The sequence below is a fragment of the Pseudomonas sp. JE3303 genome (assembly GCF_056312565.1).
In genome coordinates this window covers 28,406-51,848 of the sequence record NZ_JBWGIF010000005.1, presented here as the reverse complement: position 1 = coordinate 51,848, position 23,443 = coordinate 28,406, and the positions used below count along the sequence as shown (strand labels likewise).

Here is a 23,443-nt window from a genome sequence, read left to right as displayed (position 1 = left end):
TCCGCTATCACTTGTAGCGGTGGATGTTCGACAATTGCTTGTTGGGCTGTGGGTTCTTGCGGTAGATCAGCGCTTTCTTGCCGATGGTCTGTACCAGCTCGGCCCGGCCGGCCTTGCACAGTGCGGCAATTGCGGCGGCGCGTTCTTCACGGTCTTCGGAGCGGATCTCGACCTTGATCAGTTCATGATCGACCAGCGCGCGTTCCAGCTCGGCGACCACACCTTCGGTCAGGCCGTTGCCGGCAACGATCAGGACCGGCTTCAGGTCATGACCAATGGACTTGTACTGCTTCTTCTGCTCGTTATTGAGCGGCATAATCTGACCCTTTTCGTCTGATTCTGTAAAATTGGCGGCTATTTTACCCGAGGGCTCGTGACTCCGCCCAGTCAATCGCGAACCCTAATCATCGAGGTGCCCAATGGCGCGTTCCAAGACAAGCCTTGGTTGGCTGAAAGAACACTTCAACGATCCTTACGTCAAGAAGGCGCAAAAGGATGGTTACCGCTCGCGTGCGAGCTACAAACTGCTCGAGATCCAGGACAAGTACCGGATCATTCGCCCGGGCATGAGCGTGATCGACCTGGGCGCGGCGCCTGGAGGCTGGTCGCAGGTGACCAGCCGGCTGATCGGTGGCCAGGGCCGCCTGATCGCATCCGACATCCTGGAAATGGACAGCATCCCGGACGTCAACTTCATCCAGGGCGACTTTACCCAGGACGAAGTGCTGGCGCAGATCCTCGAGGCGGTCGGCGACACGCACGTGGACCTTGTGATTTCCGATATGGCCCCCAATATGAGTGGTACGCCTGAAGTGGATATCCCCAAGGCCATGTTCCTCTGTGAACTGGCGCTGGATCTTGCGACTCGGGTGCTCAAGCCGGGTGGCGATTTCGTGATCAAGATCTTCCAGGGCGAGGGCTTCGATGTTTACCTGAAGGACACTCGCAAGAAGTTCGAGAAGGTCACGATGATCAAGCCTGACTCCTCACGTGACCGTTCGCGCGAGCAGTACCTGATGGCGAGGGGATATCGCGGCGAGTAAGGCGGTGGTTCGACGGCTTTCGCGGCATCCGATAGTTTATTCCAATCGGGTGTCCTGCCTGACTTGGCTGAACATCGTGTAGTCTAGGTTCACAAAGGGTTACAGACGGCACCTGCGTATGCGTAGGTAATGTAGTAAGTTAGGCCGGTGAATATCATGCGAGGCACGGCTGCGTCGTGCGCCGACCTCAGAGGGTAGCTAATTGAACGACATGGCAAAGAATCTGATCCTGTGGTTGATCATCGCAGCCGTCCTGGTGACGGTGATGAACAACTTCTCCAGCCCGAACGAGCCGCAGACCCTCAACTATTCCGACTTCATCCAGCAGGTGAAGGACGGCAAGGTCGAGCGCGTGGCAGTCGACGGCTATGTCATCACCGGCAAGCGCAGCGACGGCGACTCGTTCAAGACCATTCGCCCGGCCATTGCCGACAACGGCCTGATCGGCGACCTGGTCAACAACAATGTGGTTGTCGAGGGCAAGCAGCCTGAACAGCAGAGCATCTGGACCCAGTTGCTGGTCGCCAGCTTCCCGATCCTGGTGATCATCGCGGTGTTCATGTTCTTCATGCGCCAGATGCAGGGCGGCGCGGGCGGCAAGGGCGGCCCGATGAGCTTTGGCAAGAGCAAGGCGCGCCTGCTCTCCGAAGACCAGGTCAAGACCACGCTGGCTGACGTCGCAGGTTGCGACGAGGCCAAGGAAGAAGTGGGCGAGCTGGTCGAGTTCCTGCGTGACCCGGGCAAGTTCCAGCGCCTGGGTGGCCGCATTCCTCGCGGCGTGCTGATGGTCGGCCCGCCGGGTACCGGCAAGACTTTGCTGGCCAAGGCCATTGCGGGCGAAGCGAAGGTGCCGTTCTTCACCATCTCCGGTTCCGACTTCGTCGAGATGTTCGTCGGCGTCGGCGCCAGCCGTGTCCGCGACATGTTCGAGCAGGCCAAGAAGCACGCGCCTTGCATCATCTTCATCGACGAGATCGATGCCGTGGGTCGCCATCGTGGCGCCGGCATGGGTGGCGGTCACGACGAACGCGAGCAGACGCTGAACCAGCTGCTGGTCGAGATGGACGGCTTCGAGATGAACGATGGCATCATCGTCATCGCGGCCACCAACCGGCCTGACGTGCTCGACCCTGCGCTGCTGCGTCCGGGCCGCTTCGACCGCCAGGTGGTGGTTGGCCTGCCGGACATCCGTGGCCGCGAGCAGATCCTCAAGGTTCACATGCGCAAGGTGCCGATTGGCGAAAACGTCAACCCTGGTGTCATTGCCCGTGGTACCCCTGGCTTCTCCGGTGCCGACCTGGCCAACCTGGTCAACGAGGCATCGCTGTTCGCCGCTCGTGGTGGCAAGCGCCTGGTCGAGATGAAGGAGTTCGAGCTGGCCAAGGACAAGATCATGATGGGCGCCGAGCGCAAGACCATGGTCATGTCCGAGAAAGAGAAGCGCAACACGGCCTTCCACGAAGCCGGTCACGCTATCGTCGGCCGCATCGTGCCAGAGCACGACCCGGTCTACAAAGTGTCGATCATCCCTCGTGGCCGCGCCCTTGGCGTGACGATGTTCCTCCCCGAGGAAGACCGCTACAGCCTGTCCAAGCGTGCGCTGATCAGCCAGATCTGCTCGCTCTACGGCGGCCGTATCGCTGAAGAGATGACGCTCGGCTTCGACGGTGTCACCACCGGCGCGTCCAACGACATCATGCGCGCCAGCCAGATCGCTCGGAACATGGTCACCAAGTGGGGCCTGTCCGAGAAGCTGGGTCCGTTGATGTACGCCGAGGAAGAAGGCGAAGTGTTCCTGGGCCGCAGTGCTGGCAGCCAGCATGCAAGCCTGTCCGGTGAAACCGCGAAGATGATCGACGTCGAAGTGCGCAGCATCATCGACGGCTGCTACGCCACGGCCAAGCAGATCCTCACCGACAACCGCGACAAGCTGGACGCCATGGCCGATGCGTTGATGAAGTACGAAACCATTGATGCCGACCAGATCGACGACATCATGTCGGGCCGTACTCCTCGCGAGCCGCGTGACTGGGATGACAATTCCGCTTCCGGCACGCCGCCGGCTGCGCAAGGCGATCGTCCGGAAACGCCGATCGGCGGTCCAGCGGCTCAACTCTAAGGGCACCTATGAGCTCAAAGCAGTACCCGACCCGGTTGCCTTGCGGCAACCGGGTTCTTGATTTGTCGCGTACCCATGTCATGGGTATTCTCAATATCACTCCAGACTCATTCTCCGACGGCGGCCGCTTCAACCAGCGTGATGCGGCCTTGCGTCATGCCGAGGCCATGGCCGCGGCAGGAGCGACGCTGATCGATGTCGGTGGCGAATCCACGCGCCCTGGTGCGCGTGTCGTGTCGCCGGTCGAGGAGCTCGAGCGCGTCGCGCTGATTGTCGAGGCCATCAACGCAAGCCTGGATGTGGTCATCTCCGTCGATACCTCGACCCCTGCCGTCATGCGCGAAGTCGCCCGCCTGGGTGCGGGGCTGATCAACGACGTGCGTGGCCTGGAGCGCGATGGCGCCCTGGATGCCGCGGCGGCTACCGGCTTGCCGGTGTGTCTCATGCACATGCGCGGCGAGCCTGGCAATATGCAGGACGATCCTCATTACGAGGATGTGACCGCCGACGTGACGCGCTATCTTGAAGGTCGTATGGCTGCCTGCGCGGCAGTGGGTATCGACGCACAACGGATCATCCTTGATCCAGGCTTCGGTTTCGCCAAGACCCTGGCGCACAACCTGAGCCTGTTCAAGCACATGGAAGCACTCTATCGCCTGGGGCGCCCACTTCTCGTGGGGGTTTCACGCAAGAGCATGATCGGCCTGACGCTGGATCGTCCGGTCGAAGAGCGGCTTTACGGCAGCCTGGCGCTGGCGGCGCTGGCCATGACCAAGGGTGCGAGTATCCTTCGCGTCCACGACGTGGCCGAGACCGTGGATGTAGTGCGCATGATCGCTGCGGTGCAAGACGCCGAATAAAAAAGATTGGAGCCCCTATGAGCAGAAAATATTTTGGTACCGATGGTATTCGTGGGCGCGTGGGCGAGTTTCCCATCACGCCTGATTTCATGCTTAAGCTCGGCTGGGCGGCAGGCATGGCCTTCCGCAAGCACGGCGCCTGCCGCGTTCTTGTAGGCAAGGACACGCGTATCTCGGGGTACATGTTCGAATCCGCGCTCGAGGCCGGCCTGTCCGCCGCTGGCGCTGATGTAATGCTCCTGGGGCCGATGCCGACACCGGCCATCGCCTACCTGACCCGCACCTTCCACGCCGAAGCCGGCATTGTCATCAGTGCCTCGCACAATCCGCACGATGACAATGGCATCAAGTTCTTCTCGGGGCAGGGCACCAAGCTGCCTGACGATATCGAAATGATGATCGAAGAGCTGCTCGACCAGCCAATGACCGTCGTCGAGTCGGGCAAGCTGGGCAAGGTGTCGCGTATCAACGACGCCGCAGGCCGCTACATCGAGTTCTGCAAGAGCAGCGTGCCCACCAGCACCGATTTTGCCGGTCTCAAGCTGGTCATCGACTGCGCCCACGGTGCGACCTACAAGGTGGCCCCCAGCGTCTTCCGCGAGCTCGGCGCGCAGGTCACTGTGCTGCACGCCCAGCCCGACGGCCTGAACATCAACGAAGGCTGCGGATCGACCCATATCGAGTCGCTGCAGGCCGCTGTACTGGTCGGCCATGCGGACCTCGGCATCGCCTTTGACGGCGATGGTGACCGCGTGCTGATGGTCGATCACACCGGCGCCATCGTCGATGGCGACGAGCTGCTCTACGTCATCGCCCGCGACCTGCACGATCGCAACAAGCTGCAGGGCGGCGTCGTTGGCACGCTGATGAGCAACCTTGGCCTGGAGCTGGCGCTCAAGGACCTGGACATCCCGTTCGTGCGGGCCAAGGTCGGCGACCGGTATGTCATGGCTGAGCTCCTCGAGCGCAACTGGCAGCTCGGTGGCGAGAACTCCGGCCATGTGGTGTGCTGCAACCACACCACCACAGGCGATGCGATCATCGCCGCGCTGCAGGTACTGATGGCCCTCAAGCGCCGTGGAGAGACGCTGGCGCAGGCTCGCCAGGCGTTGCGCAAGTGCCCGCAGGTGCTGATCAACGTGCGCTACGGCGCAAGCACGGTCGACCCGCTGGAGCATCCATCGGTGCAGGAAGCCAGCGCCAAGGTTACCGAGGCGATGGCCGGTCGTGGCCGTGTGTTGCTGCGCAAGTCCGGCACCGAGCCACTGGTTCGCGTGATGGTCGAAGGCGACGACGAAAACCAGGTTCGCGGCCATGCCGAGGCTCTGGCAAAACTTGTTGGTGAAGTTTGCGTTTGAATACGCTTGCCAGCGCTGCACGGGTTGGGTAAGATCTGCGCCCACTTTGACCGACGAGGTAAAGCATGCGTCGCACCATGGTAGCTGGTAACTGGAAGATGCACGGTACCCGCGCCAGCGTCGCTGAGCTGATCCAGGGCTTGAGTAATCTTGCTCTCCCAAGCGGTGTAGAAGTTGCGGTATTTCCACCGGCCTTGTTCATCAATCAGGTAATTGATGGATTGCAAGGCAAGGAAATTTCCGTAGGTGGCCAGAATTCTGCTGTAATGCCCGAACAGGGCGCGCTGACCGGCGAGATTGCGCCGAGCCAGCTGGCCGAAGTGGGTTGCAAGTTGGTGTTGATAGGGCACTCCGAACGTCGCCAGATCGTTGGCGAAACAGACGAAGTACTCAATCGCAAGTTTGCAGCCGCCCAGGCAAGTGGTTTGAAGCCGGTGCTTTGCATAGGGGAAACTCTTGAAGAGCGCGAGGCTGGCAAGACGCTCGAAGTTGTAGGGCGTCAACTGAGCAGCATCATCGAAGCTTTCGGTGTTGATGTTTTTGCCAATGCAGTAATTGCCTATGAGCCTGTATGGGCCATCGGCACCGGCCTCACGGCCACGCCCCAGCAGGCTCAGGATGTGCACGCAGCCATCCGGGCCCAGCTGGCGGCAAAGAATCCTGAAGTTGCCCGTAAGGTGCAGCTTCTATACGGCGGCAGCGTGAAGGCGGCCAATGCGGTCGAGCTGTTCGGCATGCCGGATATCGATGGGGGGCTCATTGGTGGAGCTTCCTTGAACGCAGACGAATTCGGTGCAATTTGTCGCGCCGCAGGAAACTGAACCATGCTGGAAACAGTCGTAGTTGTTCTTCATCTGTTGGGCGCGCTCGGTGTTATCGTGCTGGTCTTGCTGCAACAGGGTAAGGGTGCGGAAGCAGGTGCATCTTTCGGCGCAGGTGCTTCAAATACTGTGTTCGGAAGCCAAGGTTCTGCTACCTTCCTGAGTAAGTTTACTGCTATACTAGCTGCCTCTTTCTTCTTGACCGCACTTGGGTTAGGATACTTCGCCAAGGAGCAGGCCAATCAGCTGACTCAAGCAGGTTTGCCAGATCCAGCGGTGCTTGAAGTACAAGAGCAAAAGCCGGCAGTAAATGATGATGTACCGGTTCTTCAGCAACAGAAGAGTGAAACCACCACTACAGGTGATGTACCTCCTCCGGCGCAAGAGCAGAAGTAAAGGGTTTCAAATGTAGTATTGCCGAGGTGGTGGAATTGGTAGACACGCAACCTTGAGGTGGTTGTGCCCATAGGGTGTAGGGGTTCGAGTCCCCTTCTCGGTACCAATTAAAGCATGAGAGCCCGCTTTAGCGGGCTTTCGTGTAGGTGGAGGTCGGATTGACCCTTTCAGGGGTTCGGTCTTATACTTTCGCCCCAGCTATGACGCGGGGTGGAGCAGTCTGGTAGCTCGTCGGGCTCATAACCCGAAGGTCGTTGGTTCAAATCCAGCCCCCGCAACCAGTTTTGGCGGAGCCCCTTTTCAGGGGCTTTTTGCTAGCTGATCAGTTCTCAGCGCCGGTATTCAACGGCGTTTCAGGGATGGGCGCTTCGCCCATTTTTTATTTGCACAGCATGCACGAGGGGGTTCAGGTGTCGAGCAAGCTAGAACAGTTGCAGGCCTTGTTGGCCCCGGTGGTCGAGGGTCTTGGCTATCAATGCTGGGGGATCGAATTCATCTCTCAGGGCAAGCATTCGGTCCTGCGTATCTATATCGACAAGGAAGACGGCATCCTGGTGGAAGACTGCGAAGCGGTCAGTCGTCAGGTAAGCGGCATCCTTGATGTTGAAGACCCGATCAGCTCCGAATACACCCTTGAAGTGTCCTCTCCTGGCATGGATCGCCCGCTGTTCACGCTCGAACAGTTTGCCTCGCATGCCGGCCAACAAGTGAAGATAAAGCTGCGCACGCCCTTCGAGGGTCGTCGCAACTTCCAGGGCCTTCTCCGCGGCGTGGAGGAGCAGGATGTCATCGTCCAGGTGGACGATCACGAGTTCCTGCTGCCGATCGACTCGATCGACAAGGCCAATATTATTCCCAGTTTTGACTGAGACGTGCCTGGCCCGGTGGATGTTCCGGGGCCACTGGCTTGCGCAAGGCGAGGCGTACGATGAGCAAAGAAGTACTGCTGGTTGTTGAATCGGTATCCAACGAAAAGGGTGTACCACCCGGCGTCATTTTCGAAGCGCTGGAAGTGGCCCTGGCCACTGCAACCAAAAAACGTTTTGAAGACGAAGTCGACCTGCGTGTGGAAATCAACCGCCACACCGGTAACTACGAGACTTTCCGTCGCTGGACCGTAGTCGCGGAAGACGATCTCGACGATCCTGCGATCGAAACCTGGCCAAGCAAGATCCTGGAAACCTATCCAGAGGCCAAGGTCGGTGACGTGATCGAAGAGAAGATCGAGTCCATCGAGTTCGGTCGCATCGCCGCGCAGACCGCCAAGCAGGTCATCGTCCAGAAGGTCCGTGAAGCCGAGCGCGCCCAGGTGGTCGACGCCTACCGCGAGCGCGTTGGCGAGATCATCTCCGGTACCGTCAAGAAGGTTACCCGCGACAACGTCATCGTCGACCTGGGCAACAACGCCGAGGCGCTGCTGGCACGTGAAGACATCATTGCCCGCGAGACTTTCCGCGTCGGCGTGCGCCTGCGTGCGCTGCTCAAGGAAATCCGCACCGAGAACCGTGGTCCTCAGCTGATCCTGTCGCGTACCGCGCCACAGATGCTGATCGAGCTGTTCCGCATCGAAGTGCCAGAAATCGCCGAAGGCCTGATCGAAGTCATGGCTGCGTCCCGTGATCCGGGTTCGCGTGCCAAGATCGCTGTCCGCTCCAAGGACAAGCGTATCGACCCGCAAGGTGCCTGCATCGGCATGCGCGGTTCGCGCGTCCAGGCCGTATCCGGCGAACTGGGCGGTGAGCGCGTGGATATCGTCCTGTGGGACGAGAACCCGGCACAATTTGTCATCAACGCCATGTCGCCGGCCGAAGTCGCGGCGATCATCGTTGACGAAGATGCCCATGCCATGGACATCGCCGTAGGTGAGGACAACCTTGCCCAGGCGATCGGCCGTGGTGGTCAGAACGTTCGCCTGGCCAGCCAGCTTACCGGCTGGACCCTGAACGTGATGACCGAGAAAGATATCCAGGCCAAGCAACAGGCCGAGACCGGTGACATCCTGCGCAACTTCATCGACGAGCTGGAAGTCGACGAAGAGCTGGCACAGGTACTGGTCGACGAAGGTTTCACCAGCCTGGAAGAGATTGCCTACGTACCGTTGGAAGAAATGCTCAACATCGATGGCTTTGACGAGGATATCGTCAATGAGCTCCGTGCTCGTGCCAAGGACCGCCTGTTGACCAAAGCCATCGCTACCGAGGAAAAACTGGCAGACGCCCATCCGGCCGAAGACTTGCTCTCTCTCGAGGGCATGGACAAGGACCTGGCGGCGGAACTGGCGGTGCGCGGCGTGGTTACCCGCGAAGACCTGGCCGAGCAGTCGATTGACGACCTGCTCGACATCGACGGCATCGACCAAGAGCGTGCCGGCAAGTTGATCATGGCCGCCCGAGCCCACTGGTTCGAGTAATTAGGCGCGGCCTGAGGAGAGAAGTGCATGACGCAAGTCACGGTGAAAGAACTGGCCCAAGAGGTCGAAGCACCGGTAGAGCGCCTGCTGCAGCAGATGCGTGAGGCAGGTCTGCCGCACACCGACGCCGGTCAGGTAGTGACCGACAACGAAAAGCAGGCTTTGCTGGCCCATCTGAAAAGTGGCCACAAGGCGAAGGTGGAAGAGCCGCGCAAGATCACCTTGCAGCGCAAGACCACCAGCACCCTGCGTGTCGCCGGTAGCAAGAGCATCAGCGTAGAAGTACGCAAGAAGAAAGTATTCGTTCAGCGCAGCCAGGAAGAAATCCAGGCTGACCAGAAGCGTGATCAGGAAGAGCGCCGCGTGGCAGAAAATGCCGCTCGCGAAAAGGCCAACACCGAATCGCGTGAGCGTATCGAAGCCCAGGCTCGTCGCGACTCTGGCGTTTCGGCTCCTGCAGCCGCTGCTCCTGCAGCGCCTGCCCCTGCTCCTGCAGCAGCGCCGGCACCGGCTCCTGTGGCAGCAGCTCCGGTAGATCCTGCCGCGCCGGTTGCCGACCGCAAGAAAGACGACGCCCGTCGTGGCGACCGCACCCGTGACGACGATCGTCGCGGTGGTGAGCGCCGCAACGAAGCGCCACGCGTCTCGGTCAAGGTCAAGGAAAAAGAGAAAGCGCCGACTCCGCGTGCCGCGCCTCGCACCACCGACGAGGAAAGCGATGGCTTCCGTCGCGGCGGCCGTGGCAAGGGCAAGCCGAAGAAGCGCAATGCGCATGGCTTCCAGAGCCCGACCGGTCCCGTCATTCGTGACGTGTCCATCGGCGAGACCATCACCGTTTCCGAGCTGGCACAGCAGATGTCGGTCAAGGGCGCTGAAGTCGTCAAGTTCATGTTCAAGATGGGCACTCCGGTGACCATCAACCAGGTACTCGACCAGGAAACCGCGCAGCTGATCGCTGAAGAGCTGGGCCACAAGGTGAGCCTGGTCAGCGACAACGCCCTGGAAGATTCCCTGGCCGAATCGCTGAAGTTCGAAGGCGAGACTTCGGGCCGTGCACCGGTGGTTACCGTCATGGGTCACGTTGACCATGGCAAGACCTCGCTGCTCGACTACATCCGTCGCGCCAAGGTAGCTGCCGGCGAAGCCGGTGGTATCACCCAGCACATCGGTGCCTACCACGTCGAAACCGACCGTGGCATGGTGACCTTCCTCGACACCCCGGGCCACGCTGCTTTCACCCAGATGCGTGCCCGTGGTGCCAAGGCGACCGATATCGTCATCCTGGTCGTGGCTGCGGACGACGGCGTGATGCCGCAAACCCGTGAAGCCGTTCAGCATGCCAAGGCTGCTGGCGTCCCACTGGTTGTCGCGGTCAACAAGATCGACAAGCCGGGTGCAGACCTCGACCGCATTCGCAACGAGCTGTCCGTCGAAGGCGTGACCTCCGAGGAGTGGGGTGGTGACACTCCATTCGTCAAGGTCTCGGCGAAGATGGGTACCGGTGTCGACGAGCTGCTCGAAGCCGTGCTGCTGCAGGCCGAGATCCTCGAACTCAAGGCCACTCCATCCGCGCCTGGTCGTGGTGTCGTGGTCGAATCGCGCCTGGACAAGGGCCGTGGCCCGGTTGCCACCATCCTGGTTCAGGACGGTACGCTGCGTCAGGGCGACATGGTCCTGTGCGGTTCCAACTATGGCCGCGTCCGCGCCATGCTGGACGAGAACGGCAAGCCTGTGAAGGAAGCCGGTCCGTCGATCCCGGTCGAGATTCTCGGCCTGGACGGCACGCCGGACGCTGGCGACGAGCTGAGCGTGGTTGCCGACGAGAAGAAGGCGCGTGAAGTCGCCCTGTTCCGTCAAGGCAAGTTCCGCGAGGTCAAGCTGGCCCGTGCTCACGCCGGCAAGCTGGAAAACATCTTCGAGACCATGGGTCAGGAAGAGAAGAAGACCCTCAACATCGTCCTCAAGACCGATGTGCGTGGCTCGCTCGAGGCGCTGCAAGGCTCGCTCGGCGGCCTGGGCAACGACGAAGTGCAGGTCCGTGTGGTCGGCGGCGGTGTCGGTGGTATCACCGAGAGCGATGCCAACCTGGCCCTGGCGTCCAACGCGGTGCTGTTCGGCTTCAACGTTCGTGCCGATGCCGGTGCGCGCAAGATCGTCGAGCAGGAAGGTCTGGATCTGCGTTACTACAACGTGATCTACGACATCATCGAAGACGTCAAGAAAGCCCTGACCGGCATGCTCGGCAGCGATGTTCGCGAGAACATCCTGGGTATCGCCGAAGTGCGTGACGTGTTCCGCTCGCCGAAGTTCGGCGCCGTTGCTGGCTGCATGGTCGTGGAAGGCACGGTCTACCGTAACCGCCCGATCCGTGTACTGCGCGACGACGTTGTGATCTTCGAAGGCGAACTGGAATCGCTGCGTCGCTTCAAGGACGATGCCGCCGAAGTTCGTGCCGGCATGGAGTGCGGTATTGGCGTCAAGAGCTACAACGACGTCAAGGTCGGCGACAAGATCGAGGTCTTCGAGAAAGTCCAGGTGGCTCGTACGCTCTAAGCGTCGAGCGTGGGAGCCAGCCAGTGTCGCCGCAAGGCGCCTGGCAAGGTCTCTGATGGTAGCGCCCGGTCAGGCTTTTCGCCTGTCCGGGCGTTTGCCGCTCTAGTTACAGGTAGCAAAAATGGCAAAAGAATACAGCCGTACCCAACGTATCGGTGATCAGATGCAGCGCGAGCTGGCCGATCTGATCCGCCGTGAAGTCAAGGACCCGCGCGTGGGCCTGGTGACCATCACCGCCGTCGACGTCAGTCGCGACGTGGGCCACGCCAAGGTCTACATCACTGTCATGGGGCAGGATGACGCAGAATCGGTCAAGCAGTCGCTGAAAGCGCTCAACAGCGCCGCCAGCTTCCTGCGCCTGCACCTGGGCCGCGCGATGCAGCTGCGCAGCGTGCCGCAATTGCACTTCCACTTCGACGAAAGCGTCGGCCGTGGCGTACACCTTTCAGCGCTGATCGAGCGTGCGGTCGCGGAAGACCGTCTGCACGGCGGTGCCGACGAGCCGGACACCAAGGAGTAACAGGTGGCCCAGGTCAAACGTATCCGCCGCAACGTCAGTGGCATCATCCTGCTCGACAAGCCGCTGGGCTTCACGTCCAACGCGGCGCTGCAGAAGGTCCGCTGGTTGCTCAACGCCGAGAAGGCGGGGCATACCGGCAGTCTCGATCCCCTGGCTACCGGTGTCCTGCCGTTATGCTTCGGCGAGGCAACCAAGTTCTCCCAGTACCTGCTCGATTCCGACAAGGGCTACGAGACGGTCATGCAAATGGGTCAGACGACCACCACGGGTGATGCCGAGGGCGAAGTTCTGCTGACTCGCGAGGCGACCGCTGGTCGTGACGACCTCGAGGCGGTGTTGCCTCGTTTTCGTGGGGAAATCAGTCAGATACCGCCGATGTACTCCGCCCTCAAGCGCGATGGCCAGCCGTTGTACAAGTTGGCGCGTGCAGGAGAGGTAGTGGAGCGCGAGGCGCGTTCTGTTACTATTAACCGCTTGGAGCTGCTCGAGTGCGAAGGCACCCGTGCGCGCCTCTCGGTTGGTTGCACCAAAGGCACCTATATCCGCACGCTGGTCGAGGATATCGGTGAGGCATTGGGCTGTGGCGCGTATGTCGCCGAGCTGCGCCGGACCCACGCGGGTCCCTTCGAGCTGGCCCAGACCGTGACCCTCGAGGAGTTGGAGCAGGCACATGCCGAAGGTGGCAACGAAGCGATCGATCGCTTCCTGATGCCCTCCGACAGCGGGTTGCAGGACTGGCCGCTGCTGCACTTCTCCGAGCACAGCGCGTTCTACTGGCTGCATGGGCAACCGGTTCGCGCTCCGGACGCGCCGAAGTTCGGCATGGTCCGGGTACAGGATCACAATGGCCGCTTCATCGGTATCGGTGAAGTGAGCGAAGACGGGCGCATTGCGCCGCGTCGCTTGATTCGATCGGAATGATCGAAGCCGTGAGCCGAGGTTCAGACCAACGCTTGCGGATCCGAGGATGGCTGTCAGTAGGCACGGTCAGACCTCTTTTATGAATACAGGGATTTCATTCCCTGGCCTATTGGACCCCGCTCGCGGGATCCGTTATCAGGAGATGCCTCATGGCCCTCAGCGTTGAAGACAAAGCCCAGATCGTTGCCGATTATCAGCAAGCCGCCGGCGACACCGGTAGCCCGGAAGTGCAGGTTGCTCTGCTGACCGCCAACATCAACAAGCTGCAAGGCCACTTCAAGGCCAACGGCAAAGACCACCACTCCCGTCGTGGTCTGATCCGCATGGTAAACCAGCGTCGCAAGCTGCTGGACTACCTGAAAGGTAAAGACACCACCCGTTACAGCGCCCTGATCGGTCGTCTGGGCCTGCGTCGCTAATAGCGGCCTGGCCAGTGGTGTGCACGGCGTGCTGCAGTCACCAGGCGGAGCCTCTGGCCCCCGCATTGGTGAGCACGCCGCGCGTATCTAGAAGGTTGGCTGTCTGTTCTTCCCGAGCGGTTTTCCGCAAGGGCAGGGCAGGCTCCCAACCTTTAGTTTTATCTGGACGGTCAATGGGGCCGAATCCCCGTTCTGCCCAAGAATTCGCAAGAACCAGTTCCCCACAGAGCCATTGAAAAGGTAGGAAACCGTGAACCCGGTAATCAAACAATTTCAGTTCGGTCAATCGACCGTAACTCTCGAGACGGGCCGAATCGCTCGTCAAGCGTCCGGCGCAGTGCTGGTCACCGTCGATAACGATGTCACCGTGCTGGTGACCGTGGTCGGTGCCAAGCAGGCAGATCCGGGCAAGGGCTTCTTCCCGCTGTCCGTTCATTACCAGGAAAAGACCTACGCCGCTGGCAAGATCCCTGGTGGTTTCTTCAAGCGTGAAGGCCGTCCTTCCGAGAAAGAAACCCTGACTTCGCGCCTGATCGACCGTCCGATCCGCCCGCTGTTCCCAGAAGGGTTCATGAACGAAGTGCAGGTCGTCTGCACCGTGGTTTCCACCAGCAAGAAGACCGATCCGGACATCGCTGCGATGATCGGTACCTCGGCTGCACTGGCTATCTCCGGCATTCCTTTCGAAGGCCCGATCGGCGCTGCCCGTGTCGCTTTCCATGAAAGCACCGGCTACCTGCTGAACCCGACCTACGAGCAACTGGCTGCCTCGAGCCTGGACATGGTCGTTGCCGGTACCTCCGACGCCGTGCTGATGGTTGAATCGGAAGCCAAGGAGCTGACCGAAGACCAGATGCTGGGCGCCGTGCTGTTTGCCCACGACGAATTCCAGGCTGTCATCAAGGCCGTCAAAGAGCTGGCCGCCGAAGCTGCCAAGCCTACCTGGGACTGGACTGCCAAGGCCGAGAACACCCCACTGCTGAGCGCCATCCGTGGCGAGTTCGGTGCCGCGGTTTCCGACGCCTACACCATCACCGTCAAGGCTGACCGCTACGCCCGCCTGGGTGAGCTGCGTGAGCAGGTGATCGCCAAGTTCTCCGGCGAAGAAGGCCAGCCGACCTCGGCCGAAGTCAAAGAGATCTTCGGTGAGATCGAATACCGCACCGTTCGCGAGAACATCGTCAACGGCAAGCCACGTATCGACGGCCGCGACACCAAGACCGTGCGCCCGCTGAACATCGAAGTCGGTGTCCTGCCGAAAACCCACGGTTCCGCGCTGTTCACCCGTGGCGAAACCCAGGCACTGGTCGTTGCGACCCTGGGTACCGCCCGTGACGCGCAGCTGCTGGACACCCTCGAAGGCGAGAAGAAAGACCCCTTCATGCTGCACTACAACTTCCCGCCGTTCTCGGTGGGCGAGTGTGGCCGCATGGGTGGCGCTGGCCGTCGCGAAATCGGCCACGGCCGTCTGGCCCGCCGTTCGGTCCAGGCCATGCTGCCTGCCGCTGACGTGTTCCCGTACACCATCCGTGTGGTATCGGAAATCACCGAATCCAACGGTTCGAGCTCCATGGCTTCGGTCTGCGGTGCTTCCCTGGCACTGATGGACGCCGGTGTACCGATGAAGGCGCCAGTTGCCGGTATCGCCATGGGCCTGGTCAAGGAAGGCGAGAAGTTCGCGATCCTGACCGACATCCTGGGTGACGAAGACCACCTGGGCGACATGGACTTCAAGGTAGCCGGTACCGCCAAAGGCGTCACCGCGCTGCAGATGGACATCAAGATCAACGGCATCACCGAAGAGATCATGGAAATCGCCCTGGGCCAAGCCCTGGAAGCGCGCCTGAACATCCTCGGCCAGATGAACCAGATCATTGGCCAGTCGCGTACCGAGCTGTCGGCCAACGCGCCGACCATGATCGCGATGAAGATCGACACCGACAAGATCCGTGATGTCATCGGCAAGGGCGGCGCCACCATCCGCGCCATCTGCGAAGAGACCAAGGCTTCGATCGACATCGAAGACGACGGCTCGATCAAGATCTTCGGCGAAACCAAGGAAGCGGCCGAGGCAGCACGCCAGCGCGTCCTGGGCATTACCGCCGAAGCCGAGATCGGCAAGATCTACGTCGGCAAGGTCGAGCGTATCGTCGACTTCGGCGCGTTCGTCAATATCCTGCCGGGCAAGGACGGCCTGGTGCACATCTCCATGCTCAGCGATGCGCGTGTCGAGAAGGTCACTGACATTCTGAAGGAAGGCCAGGAAGTTGAAGTGCTGGTACTGGACGTGGACAACCGCGGCCGTATCAAGCTCTCGATCAAGGATGTAGCAGCAGCCAAGGCTTCTGGCGTCTAAGACGGCCTGGCGGTACTGAAAAAGGACTCTTCGGAGTCCTTTTTTTTTATGCTCGAATGCAACTTTTTGCGTACTTGCATCTTGCATGCAGGATTATGCGGTTGCTTGCAATTTGCACGAAATAGCGCAATGCCATGAAATGTTAAGTCGTTGTTTTATAAGGTTTTATTGTTTTTGAAAAAGCTGGCACGAGCCCTGCAATGATACTTGCACATCTGCCGCCAGGACTTTCGGCGCAGACCTTTCGAAAAACAGGAGTGTCTCGTATGAAGAAGTTTGCCATTGCTGCTGCTGCTGCCACCGCTCTGACCCTGACCATGACCAACGCTGCGTTCGCCGCCCAGTCGACCACTCAGGCGCCAATGGTGCTTGCCGCTGGTGAAATGACCAAGGCCAAGGAAGAAACCAGCGATACCTGGATCACCACCAAGGTCAAGGCGGACTTGCTGACCGAGAAGGGCATCCCAGGTAGCGACATCAAGGTTGAAACCAACAAGGGTGTTGTCTCCCTGTCTTCCGATGTAGCCGTGACCGAATCGCAGAAAGACATGGCCGTTGCCATCACCAAGAAGATCAAAGGCGTGCGTGATGTTTCGGCTGGCGGCCTGAAAGCCGAGTAAGTGTTTCCCTCGCTTGATCCATCGGTTCATGCGAAGACCAAAAGGACTTGGTCGCCTACATGAAAAAACCCCAGCACAGGCTGGGGTTTTTTTTGGACGGAATTTGCCGGGAAGGCTTATTCCGCATCCAGATGCATTGGCGTCACGATGCGGCCATCGCTTTCGGCCTGCCCAAGGCGGGTGTCGATGAAATACACCCGGTCATCGGCAAGCTGCCCTTTGTCCACCAGGTAGTCCTTGATGCTGCTGGCCCTGGCCTGGCCCAGCTGGCGCAGCAGCGCAGCGTTCTGGGCCCACGAAGAAATCACTGCATCATGCAGCCTGGCGGTACGGTCATCGCGGTCGAGCTGCTCCCATTGCGCAGGTGGCTGCTGCTTGAGGCGCGTTCTGTAGATGCCTTCGAGCATCGCAGGCTTGTCTTCTTCGTCGACCTGCAGCATCGAGGCATTGGCAGGGACCTTGTCGCCACGGCGCTGCAGGATCTTGTACCAGATGCTCTGGTATTCACGCTCCAGGCGTTGCTGCGCGATCAGGGGACCGTCGCTGGCCTGCGCACTGGTGCCTTCGATCTCCAGGCGCAGGGCAGGGCGCTCCTTGAGGGCCGCGCCGAGTTTGTCCAGGGCACCCTGGGCTTCGTCACTGAGGTCGCTGGAGCCGGGCGCGAAGGCTACGGTGCCCAGATCCTCCGACCCGCCACCACTCACCAGCCCGCCGATGAACTTGAAGGGCGCTTGCGCCGCGCGCAGCACCAGGTTGCGCAAGGTCTGCCAGACAATCGGCATGACGCTGAACTGCGGGTTGTTCAGGTCACCTGACACGGGCAGCTCGATGGAGATCTTGCCCTCGGTGTCCTTGAGCAGGGCCACTGCCAGGCGAAGCGGGAGGTCCACGGCATCCGGGCTTTCGACCTTCTCGCCCAACTGCAACTGTTCGACCACTACCTTGTTCTCCGCCTTGAGCTGGCCTTTGGTGATCAGGTAGTGCAGGTCGAGGTTAAGCCGCCCCTTGCGGATGCGGTAGCCGGCGAACTTGCCGGAGTAGGGCGTGAGCGTGGTCAGCTCGACGCGGCGGAAGCTGGTCGCGATGTCGAGGCTGGCCATCGGGTCGAAGGGGTTCAGGGCCCCTTTGATGGTGACAGGCGCGTAACGGTCGACCTTGCCCTTGATGTCGACCTTGGCCGGATCGGGCTGGCGATTGTCGATGGTGCCGATCTGGCCATTGAGCTGCTGGACTGCCGTGGCGAAATTCGGCGTCAGGCTGAAGTCGGCGAAGTTGGCCGAACCGTCGTTGATGCTGATCTGCCCGATCCGCACGCCCAGGGGCTTGGCGCTGCTGGCAGGAGCGGTCTTGGCGGTCTTGGTCGTACTGGCGGCGGGTGCATCTGCGGGCTGGGCGATCAGCAGGTCGTCGATGTTGGTGGTGCGGTCCTCGTTGATCATGAAGCGCGCGTAGGGCTGGAGCAGATCGACCTTGGCGATCGAAAGCGCATCGCCGTGGCGGTAGCTGAGGCCTTCCAGGTCAAGCTGCTGCCATTTGACGAAATCCCGGTCCTTGATGGTGTCCAGCGTGTGCAGCTGGCTCACCCGTGCCTTGCCTTCGACGGTAAAGGCCAGTGGCTCGGTGCTGGCCAGGTCGACCTTGAGATCGCTCGCCAGCATGCCGCTGCGCAGTTCCAGGCGCATGAGCGGGGTGATGTAGGCCTGGGCCACGCGCAGGTCGATATCATGGGTGCTGACGTCGAGCCGGGCGCTGACGGGCGCCAGGTTTACCTGCCCCGACGCCTGCAGCTTGCCCTGCTTGCCCACGCCGGTGTCGAGCCGCAGGGTGAAGGGCGACTGGTTGAGGCTATCGAAACCCTGCAGGTCGACATTCAGCGGGCCGACATCCAGGGCTACGGGATCTTTCTGGCTGCGATCGGCCAGGTGGACCTGGTAATTGCGCAGCTGCACGTCCTTGAGCAGTACCTGCCAAGGCTTGCTCGCCTGCGCGGCGGCTTTTTCCTGTTTGGAAGGCTCGGCCGCGGCGGGTTCGGCTTTCTGCTGTGGGGTCGCCTTGGCCGGTTGGCCGGCGAACAGCTTCTGCCAGTCGAGCTGGCCGTCGCTTTCGAGGGCAGCCCAGGTCTCCAGCTTTTCGCTGCGCAGCTTGCCCACGGTCACACGCTGCTTGGCGAGGTCAATGGACGACTCACTGACCGCCAGGCTCGCAAGGCGCACCAGCGGGCGGCCATCGGGTGCCTTGATGGCAAAGGGCGCGATACGCAGCGAGGTCTTGTCCAGCAGCAATTCGGTGTTCTTGGCGAGGTTGAGCTTGTAGTGGGTGTCGAGGTTCAACAGGCCATTCTCAAGCACCAGCGGCACGGCATCGCGCACGTACGGCCACCAGAGCTTCATCTTGCCATCGGTGATCTTCAGGGTGCCTTCGGAGGCAATGGGCGACAGGCTCAAGGTGCCTTTCCAGTCGATACGTCCGCCCTCGGGGCCGTTGGCGACCAGGGTCATGTCGGCGTTGTCGTCGGGCAGGGTGCTGAGGTTCTTGAGCTCCAGGTTCATCGAATCGTAGAGAAACTCGATGGGCTCGCTTGGGCGCAGGTCCTGGAAATGCAGGTAGCCTTCGCTCAGCTTGATGCTCGCAATACGCAGCGGGAAGGGCTCGCTGGGCGGCTCGTCGGGCTTGGGCTCGGAGGCGGGCAGCTTGAACAGTCGGGTCAGGTTGAGGCTGCCATCCTTGGCGAACAGCAGCTCGGTCCGCGGCTTGTCGAGTTCGACGGCAGACAGGTTCAGCGCCTTGCTCCAAAGACTGTCTAGTTGCAGGTTGGCGTAGAGGCGCTCGAAGCCGACCTGCTCCTTGCCCGGTTCACCGATCTGCAGGCCCCAGAGGGTCAGCTCGAGGCTGTAGGGATTGAATTCGATGCGCTGCAGGTGCGCGGGCGTTGTCGCGTACTGGGCCAGTTGCTGGTTGGCGACGCGCAGCGCGACGCCGGGAACGATCAGGAAACCCAGCAGGCTGTACAGGGCCACGAGGGCCAGCAGGGCGCCAAGTGCGCGTTTCAATCCTTTGGGCATGTGTGGCGTCGTCGGTCACAAGCGGGAGTGCTTGGAGTATGGCAGGTTAAATCGGTTCCGAACCCGGGATGAAAATCACCTGACCCTGTGGGAGCGGGCTCGTCCCGCGATCGGGCCCGAAGGGACCGTAACCCTGTGTCCGCAGTGTGCCTGGTTAAACACGGTTGCTGATTTCACGACTGCTTCGCAGCCGATCGCGGCACGAGGCCGCTCCCACAGGGTGGCCACAGAAGTACGACGCCTTGTCATTGATTCAGCCGCTTGTCGATCAACCCCTGCACCACACTCGGATCGGCCAGGGTCGAGGTGTCGCCCAGCGTGTCCAGCTCATTGCAGGCGATCTTGCGCAGGATGCGCCGCATGATCTTGCCCGAGCGGGTCTTGGGCAACGCAGGCGCCCACTGGATCAGTTCCGGCTTGGCGAAGCTGCCGATCTCCTTGCTGACCAGGGCCAGCAGCTCGGCCTTGAGCGCATCGTCGGGTTCGACGCCGTTCATGGCGGTGACAAAGGCATAGATGCCCTGGCCCTTGAGGTCGTGGGGATAGCCGACCACGGCCGCCTCGGCAATGCTGTCATGCAGCACCAGCGCGCTCTCGACTTCGGCGGTGCCGATCCGGTGCCCGGACACATTGATCACATCGTCGATGCGCCCGGTGATCCAGTAATCGCCGTCGGCATCACGACGCGCCCCGTCGCCGGTGAAGTAATAGCCCGGCATCGGCTTGAAGTAGGTATCGACCATGCGCTGGTGGTCACCGTAGACGCTGCGGATCTGTCCCGGCCAGCTCGCCTTGATCGCCAGCAGGCCGCTGCCGGCACCCTCGATCAGCTTGCCTTTGTCGTCCAGCAACACCGGTTGCACGCCAAACATCGGTTGCGTCGCGCAGCCTGGCTTGAGGCGCTGGGTGCCGGGCAGTGGACTGAGCATGATGCCGCCGGTCTCGGTCTGCCACCAGGTGTCGACGATAGGGCAACGCTTGCGCCCGACCTCCTCGAAGTACCACTCCCAGGCTTCCGGGTTGATCGGTTCGCCAACGCTGCCGAGCAGGCGCAGGCTGCGCCGCGAGGTGCCTTGCAGCGGGCCGGGGCCTTCGCGCATCAAGGCGCGCAGGGCGGTAGGCGCGGTATAGAAGATATTGACCTGGTGCTTGTCCACGACCTGCCAGAAACGCGAGGCGTCGGGGTAGTTGGGCACGCCCTCGAACATCAGCGAAACCGCGCCGTTGGCCAGGGGGCCGTAGAGAATGTAACTGTGCCCGGTGACCCAGCCGACGTCGGCCGTGCACCAGAACACCTCGCCGTCGCGGTAGTCGAAGACGGTCTTGAAAGTGAGGGCCACCTGCAGCAGATAGCCCGCGGTCGTGTGCAGCACCCCTTTGGGTTTTCCGGTACTGCCAGAGGTGTACAGGATGAACAGCGGGTCCTCGGCGTCCATTGGCTCGGGAGGGCAGTCGTCGCCTGCCTTTTCGACCGATTCGTGGTACCAGAGGTCACGCCCTTCCTGCCACTCGACCTGGGCCTTGGTGCGCTTGACCACGAACACGCTGGCGACATTCGGGCAACTGAGCAGTGCCTTGTCGACGTTCTGCTTGAGGGCTACGCGCTTGCCGCCGCGAATGCCCTCGTCGGCGGTGATCAGCGTGCGGCAATCCGAGTCCAGGATACGGTCACGCAGCGCATCGGGCGAAAACCCTCCAAATACCACCGAGTGCACCGCGCCGATACGCGTGCAGGCCAGCATGGCGTAGGCCGCCTCGGGGATCATCGGCATGTAGATGCACACCCGGTCGCCTTTTTTCACGCCGCGCTGCTTGAGCGCGTTGGCGAGCCGACAGACCTGGCGATGCAGTTCGCGATAGCTGATGGCCTTGGAGTCGCTTGGATCGTCGCCTTCCCAGAGCAGGGCGGTCTGGTCGCCGCGGTTGGCCAGGTGGCGGTCGATGCAGTTGTAGCTGACGTTGAGCTGGCCACCGTCGAACCAGCGGGCCTCGCCTTTTTTCAGGTCGCACCGCTGCACCTGTGACCATGGCTTGATCCAGTCCAGCCGCTTGGCCTGCTCGGCCCAGAACGCATCGGGATCCTCGACTGACTGCCGGTAGAGGTGCTGGTAGTCGGCCTCGGAAAGCCCGGCGGCCTGGCTGACGGAAAAAGCGTGAGGGTAATCGCGGATATCGAACATGGCGGGGTGTCCTGCTCCAGTCGGCGCCGACGCACGGCTATTCGATAGAACAGTGTAGCCGCCGATCGCGGGAGGGGCCCGCGACCGGGGTTTCAGGCAGGTGCGGTCAGCCGCGGTGGCGACTGCGGAAGTAGTTGATCAGGCCTTGGGTAGAGCCGTCTTCAGCTGTTTCTTCCTGAGTGCCGGTAAGGCGCTGGTAGACACCCTTGCCCAGCTCCTTGCCCAGCTCCACGCCCCACTGGTCGAAGGCATTGATGCCCCAGATCACGCTCTGCACGAAGACCTTGTGCTCGTACATCGCCACCAGCGCGCCCAGGCGGCGTGGGCTGATGCGCTCGACCACCAGGGTGTTGCTCGGGCGGTTGCCCGGGATCACCTTGTGCGGCGCCAGCTTGTCGATATCTGCCTGGCTCATGCCTTTTTCACGCAGTTCGCTTTCGGCCTCGGCGCGGGTCTTGCCGAGCATCAGCGCCTGGCTCTGCGACAGGCAGTTGGCGTAGAGCCACTGGTGGTGGTCGGCCACCGGGTTGAAGCTCACCACCGGGACGATGAAGTCCGCCGGGATCAGCTGGGTGCCCTGGTGCAGCAACTGGTGATACGCATGCTGGCCGTTGCAGCCGACGCCGCCCCAGATCACCGGACCGGTATCGAGCTTAACCGGCGTGCCGTCCTGCAGCACGCTCTTGCCATTGGACTCCATGTCGAGCTGCTGCAGGTGCTTGGTGATGTTGCGCAGGTAATGGTCGTACGGCAGGATCGCGTGGCTTCGCGCATCCCAGAAGTTGCCGTACCACACGCCCAGCAAGGCCAGCAGCACCGGCAGGTTCTGCTCGAACGGGGCGGTCTGGAAATGCTGGTCCATGGTGTAGGCACCGGACAGCAGTTCCTTGAAGTTGGCGGTCCCGATGGCCAGTGCGATCGGCAGGCCGATGGCCGACCACAGCGAATAGCGTCCGCCTACCCAGTCCCACATCGGGAAGATGTTCTCTTCACGGATACCAAAGGCCACGGCCGCGGTCTTGTTGCTCGACACGGCGATGAAGTGGCGGTAAAGCTCGGCTTCGGAGCCACCCTGCGCCAGGTACCAGGTCCGGGCGGCCATGGCGTTTTTCAGGGTTTCGAGGGTGTTGAAGGACTTCGACGAAACAATGAACAGCGTGGTCTCGGCGCGCAGCTTGGCCGACAGCTCGTGGAACTCGCTGCCGTCGATGTTCGCCAGGTAGTGGCAGCGCACTCCGCGCTGGGCATAGGGCATCAAGGCCTCGGACACCAGCTCCGGGCCAAGGAACGAGCCGCCGATACCGATGTTGACCACGTCGGTGATCGGCTTCTCGCTGTAGCCGCGCCACAGGCCGTCATGGATACGGGTGACCAGCTCGGTGATCTGGTTCAGGACCTTGTGCACTTCGGGCATCACGTTGACGCCGTTGACGCTCAACTTGTCGCCCACCGGCCGGCGCAGTGCAGTGTGCAGCACCGGGCGCCCTTCGGAGGCATTGATGATCTCGCCGCCGAACATGGCCTTGATGGCGTCCTGCAGGCCGGCTTCGTTGGCAAGGCCTACAAGCAGCTCGCGGGTCTGGTCGGTGATCAGGTTTTTCGAGTAGTCGAGAAACAGGCCGCAGGTGCTGAGGGAGAATTGCTCGAACCGCTTGGGGTTTTCAGCAAAGGCATCGCGCATGCTGAAGCCTTGCATGGCATCACGGTGTTGCTGAAGCGCCTGCCAGGCGGGCAGGGCCGTCACATCATGAGGAGTACGGTAATACGCCATTGCGCGGGGTTCCTAGGTGCGTGAACCTGCCTTG

18 protein-coding genes and 2 tRNA genes are annotated in these 23,443 nt (G+C 61.4%); 16 read left to right on the top strand and 4 right to left on the bottom strand.

Going from position 1 to position 23,443, the window contains the following annotated elements:
• Positions 1–7: 7 nt before the first annotated feature.
• Positions 8–316, bottom strand: coding sequence for a ribosome assembly RNA-binding protein YhbY (gene yhbY, locus AC0ZZU_RS08590; RefSeq protein ID WP_158461694.1), 309 nt, complete (start codon positions 314–316; stop codon positions 8–10).
• Positions 317–419: 103 nt separating this feature from the next.
• Between yhbY and rlmE the strand changes: the two genes are divergently transcribed.
• From rlmE to AC0ZZU_RS08510, 16 genes are all read left to right on the top strand, one after another.
• Positions 420–1,043, top strand: coding sequence for a 23S rRNA (uridine(2552)-2'-O)-methyltransferase RlmE (gene rlmE, locus AC0ZZU_RS08585; RefSeq protein WP_158461693.1), 624 nt, complete (start codon positions 420–422; stop codon positions 1,041–1,043).
• Positions 1,044–1,254: 211 nt separating this feature from the next.
• Positions 1,255–3,162 (top strand): ATP-dependent zinc metalloprotease FtsH, encoded by a 1,908-nt coding sequence (gene ftsH / locus AC0ZZU_RS08580; RefSeq protein ID WP_476340080.1) that lies wholly within the window; start codon positions 1,255–1,257, stop codon positions 3,160–3,162.
• An 8-nt stretch (positions 3,163–3,170) separates the two neighbouring features.
• Positions 3,171–4,022 (top strand): dihydropteroate synthase, encoded by an 852-nt coding sequence (gene folP / locus AC0ZZU_RS08575; protein WP_476340079.1) that lies wholly within the window; start codon positions 3,171–3,173, stop codon positions 4,020–4,022.
• A 17-nt stretch (positions 4,023–4,039) separates the two neighbouring features.
• Positions 4,040–5,380, top strand: coding sequence for a phosphoglucosamine mutase (gene glmM, locus AC0ZZU_RS08570; RefSeq protein ID WP_476340078.1), 1,341 nt, complete (start codon positions 4,040–4,042; stop codon positions 5,378–5,380).
• Positions 5,381–5,445: 65 nt separating this feature from the next.
• Positions 5,446–6,201, top strand: coding sequence for a triose-phosphate isomerase (gene tpiA, locus AC0ZZU_RS08565; protein ID WP_476340077.1), 756 nt, complete (start codon positions 5,446–5,448; stop codon positions 6,199–6,201).
• Between the two features lie 3 nt (positions 6,202–6,204).
• On the top strand, positions 6,205–6,597 hold the full coding sequence (gene secG, locus AC0ZZU_RS08560) for a preprotein translocase subunit SecG (RefSeq protein ID WP_476340076.1): 393 nt from the start codon (positions 6,205–6,207) through the stop codon (positions 6,595–6,597).
• A 20-nt stretch (positions 6,598–6,617) separates the two neighbouring features.
• Positions 6,618–6,703: transfer RNA gene (locus AC0ZZU_RS08555), tRNA-Leu, on the top strand.
• A 98-nt stretch (positions 6,704–6,801) separates the two neighbouring features.
• Positions 6,802–6,878: transfer RNA gene (locus tag AC0ZZU_RS08550), tRNA-Met, on the top strand.
• 129 nt (positions 6,879–7,007) lie between these two features.
• Positions 7,008–7,466: a ribosome maturation factor RimP gene (gene rimP / locus AC0ZZU_RS08545; RefSeq protein ID WP_158461718.1), complete on the top strand. Its 459-nt coding sequence runs from the start codon at positions 7,008–7,010 to the stop codon at positions 7,464–7,466.
• A 59-nt stretch (positions 7,467–7,525) separates the two neighbouring features.
• The gene (gene nusA, locus AC0ZZU_RS08540; RefSeq protein ID WP_158461687.1) at positions 7,526–9,007 is read left to right on the top strand and encodes a transcription termination factor NusA; all 1,482 of its coding nucleotides are present in this window, start codon (positions 7,526–7,528) and stop codon (positions 9,005–9,007) included.
• 27 nt (positions 9,008–9,034) lie between these two features.
• Entirely contained in the window at positions 9,035–11,560 is a 2,526-nt protein-coding gene (gene infB / locus AC0ZZU_RS08535; RefSeq protein ID WP_476340074.1) for a translation initiation factor IF-2, read from the top strand.
• A 121-nt stretch (positions 11,561–11,681) separates the two neighbouring features.
• Complete coding sequence (rbfA, locus tag AC0ZZU_RS08530; protein WP_476340072.1) at positions 11,682–12,080, top strand: 30S ribosome-binding factor RbfA; 399 nt, start codon at positions 11,682–11,684, stop codon at positions 12,078–12,080.
• Positions 12,081–12,083: 3 nt separating this feature from the next.
• A complete protein-coding gene (truB, locus tag AC0ZZU_RS08525; RefSeq protein WP_476340071.1) occupies positions 12,084–13,001 on the top strand; it encodes a tRNA pseudouridine(55) synthase TruB in 918 nt (305 codons plus the stop codon).
• Positions 13,002–13,150: 149 nt separating this feature from the next.
• Positions 13,151–13,420 carry a 30S ribosomal protein S15 gene (gene rpsO, locus AC0ZZU_RS08520; RefSeq protein WP_158461683.1) on the top strand — a complete coding sequence of 90 codons (270 nt, stop codon included), beginning with the start codon at positions 13,151–13,153 and terminating at the stop codon, positions 13,418–13,420.
• Positions 13,421–13,670: 250 nt separating this feature from the next.
• Positions 13,671–15,776, top strand: coding sequence for a polyribonucleotide nucleotidyltransferase (gene pnp, locus AC0ZZU_RS08515; protein WP_158461682.1), 2,106 nt, complete (start codon positions 13,671–13,673; stop codon positions 15,774–15,776).
• Between the two features lie 266 nt (positions 15,777–16,042).
• A complete protein-coding gene (locus AC0ZZU_RS08510; protein ID WP_476340069.1) occupies positions 16,043–16,396 on the top strand; it encodes a BON domain-containing protein in 354 nt (117 codons plus the stop codon).
• 116 nt (positions 16,397–16,512) lie between these two features.
• Here the strand turns inward: AC0ZZU_RS08510 and AC0ZZU_RS08505 are convergent, their stop codons facing one another.
• The 3 genes from AC0ZZU_RS08505 to pgi all read right to left on the bottom strand — a co-directional run bounded on the left by AC0ZZU_RS08505 (position 16,513) and on the right by pgi (position 23,409).
• The gene (locus AC0ZZU_RS08505) at positions 16,513–19,458 is read right to left on the bottom strand and encodes a DUF748 domain-containing protein (RefSeq protein ID WP_476340068.1); all 2,946 of its coding nucleotides are present in this window, start codon (positions 19,456–19,458) and stop codon (positions 16,513–16,515) included.
• Positions 19,459–19,703: 245 nt separating this feature from the next.
• Positions 19,704–21,638, bottom strand: a complete 1,935-nt coding sequence (acs, locus tag AC0ZZU_RS08500) for an acetate--CoA ligase (RefSeq protein WP_476340066.1) — start codon at positions 21,636–21,638, stop codon at positions 19,704–19,706.
• Positions 21,639–21,744: 106 nt separating this feature from the next.
• Positions 21,745–23,409: a glucose-6-phosphate isomerase gene (gene pgi, locus AC0ZZU_RS08495; protein ID WP_476340065.1), complete on the bottom strand. Its 1,665-nt coding sequence runs from the start codon at positions 23,407–23,409 to the stop codon at positions 21,745–21,747.
• Positions 23,410–23,443: the final 34 nt, after the last annotated feature.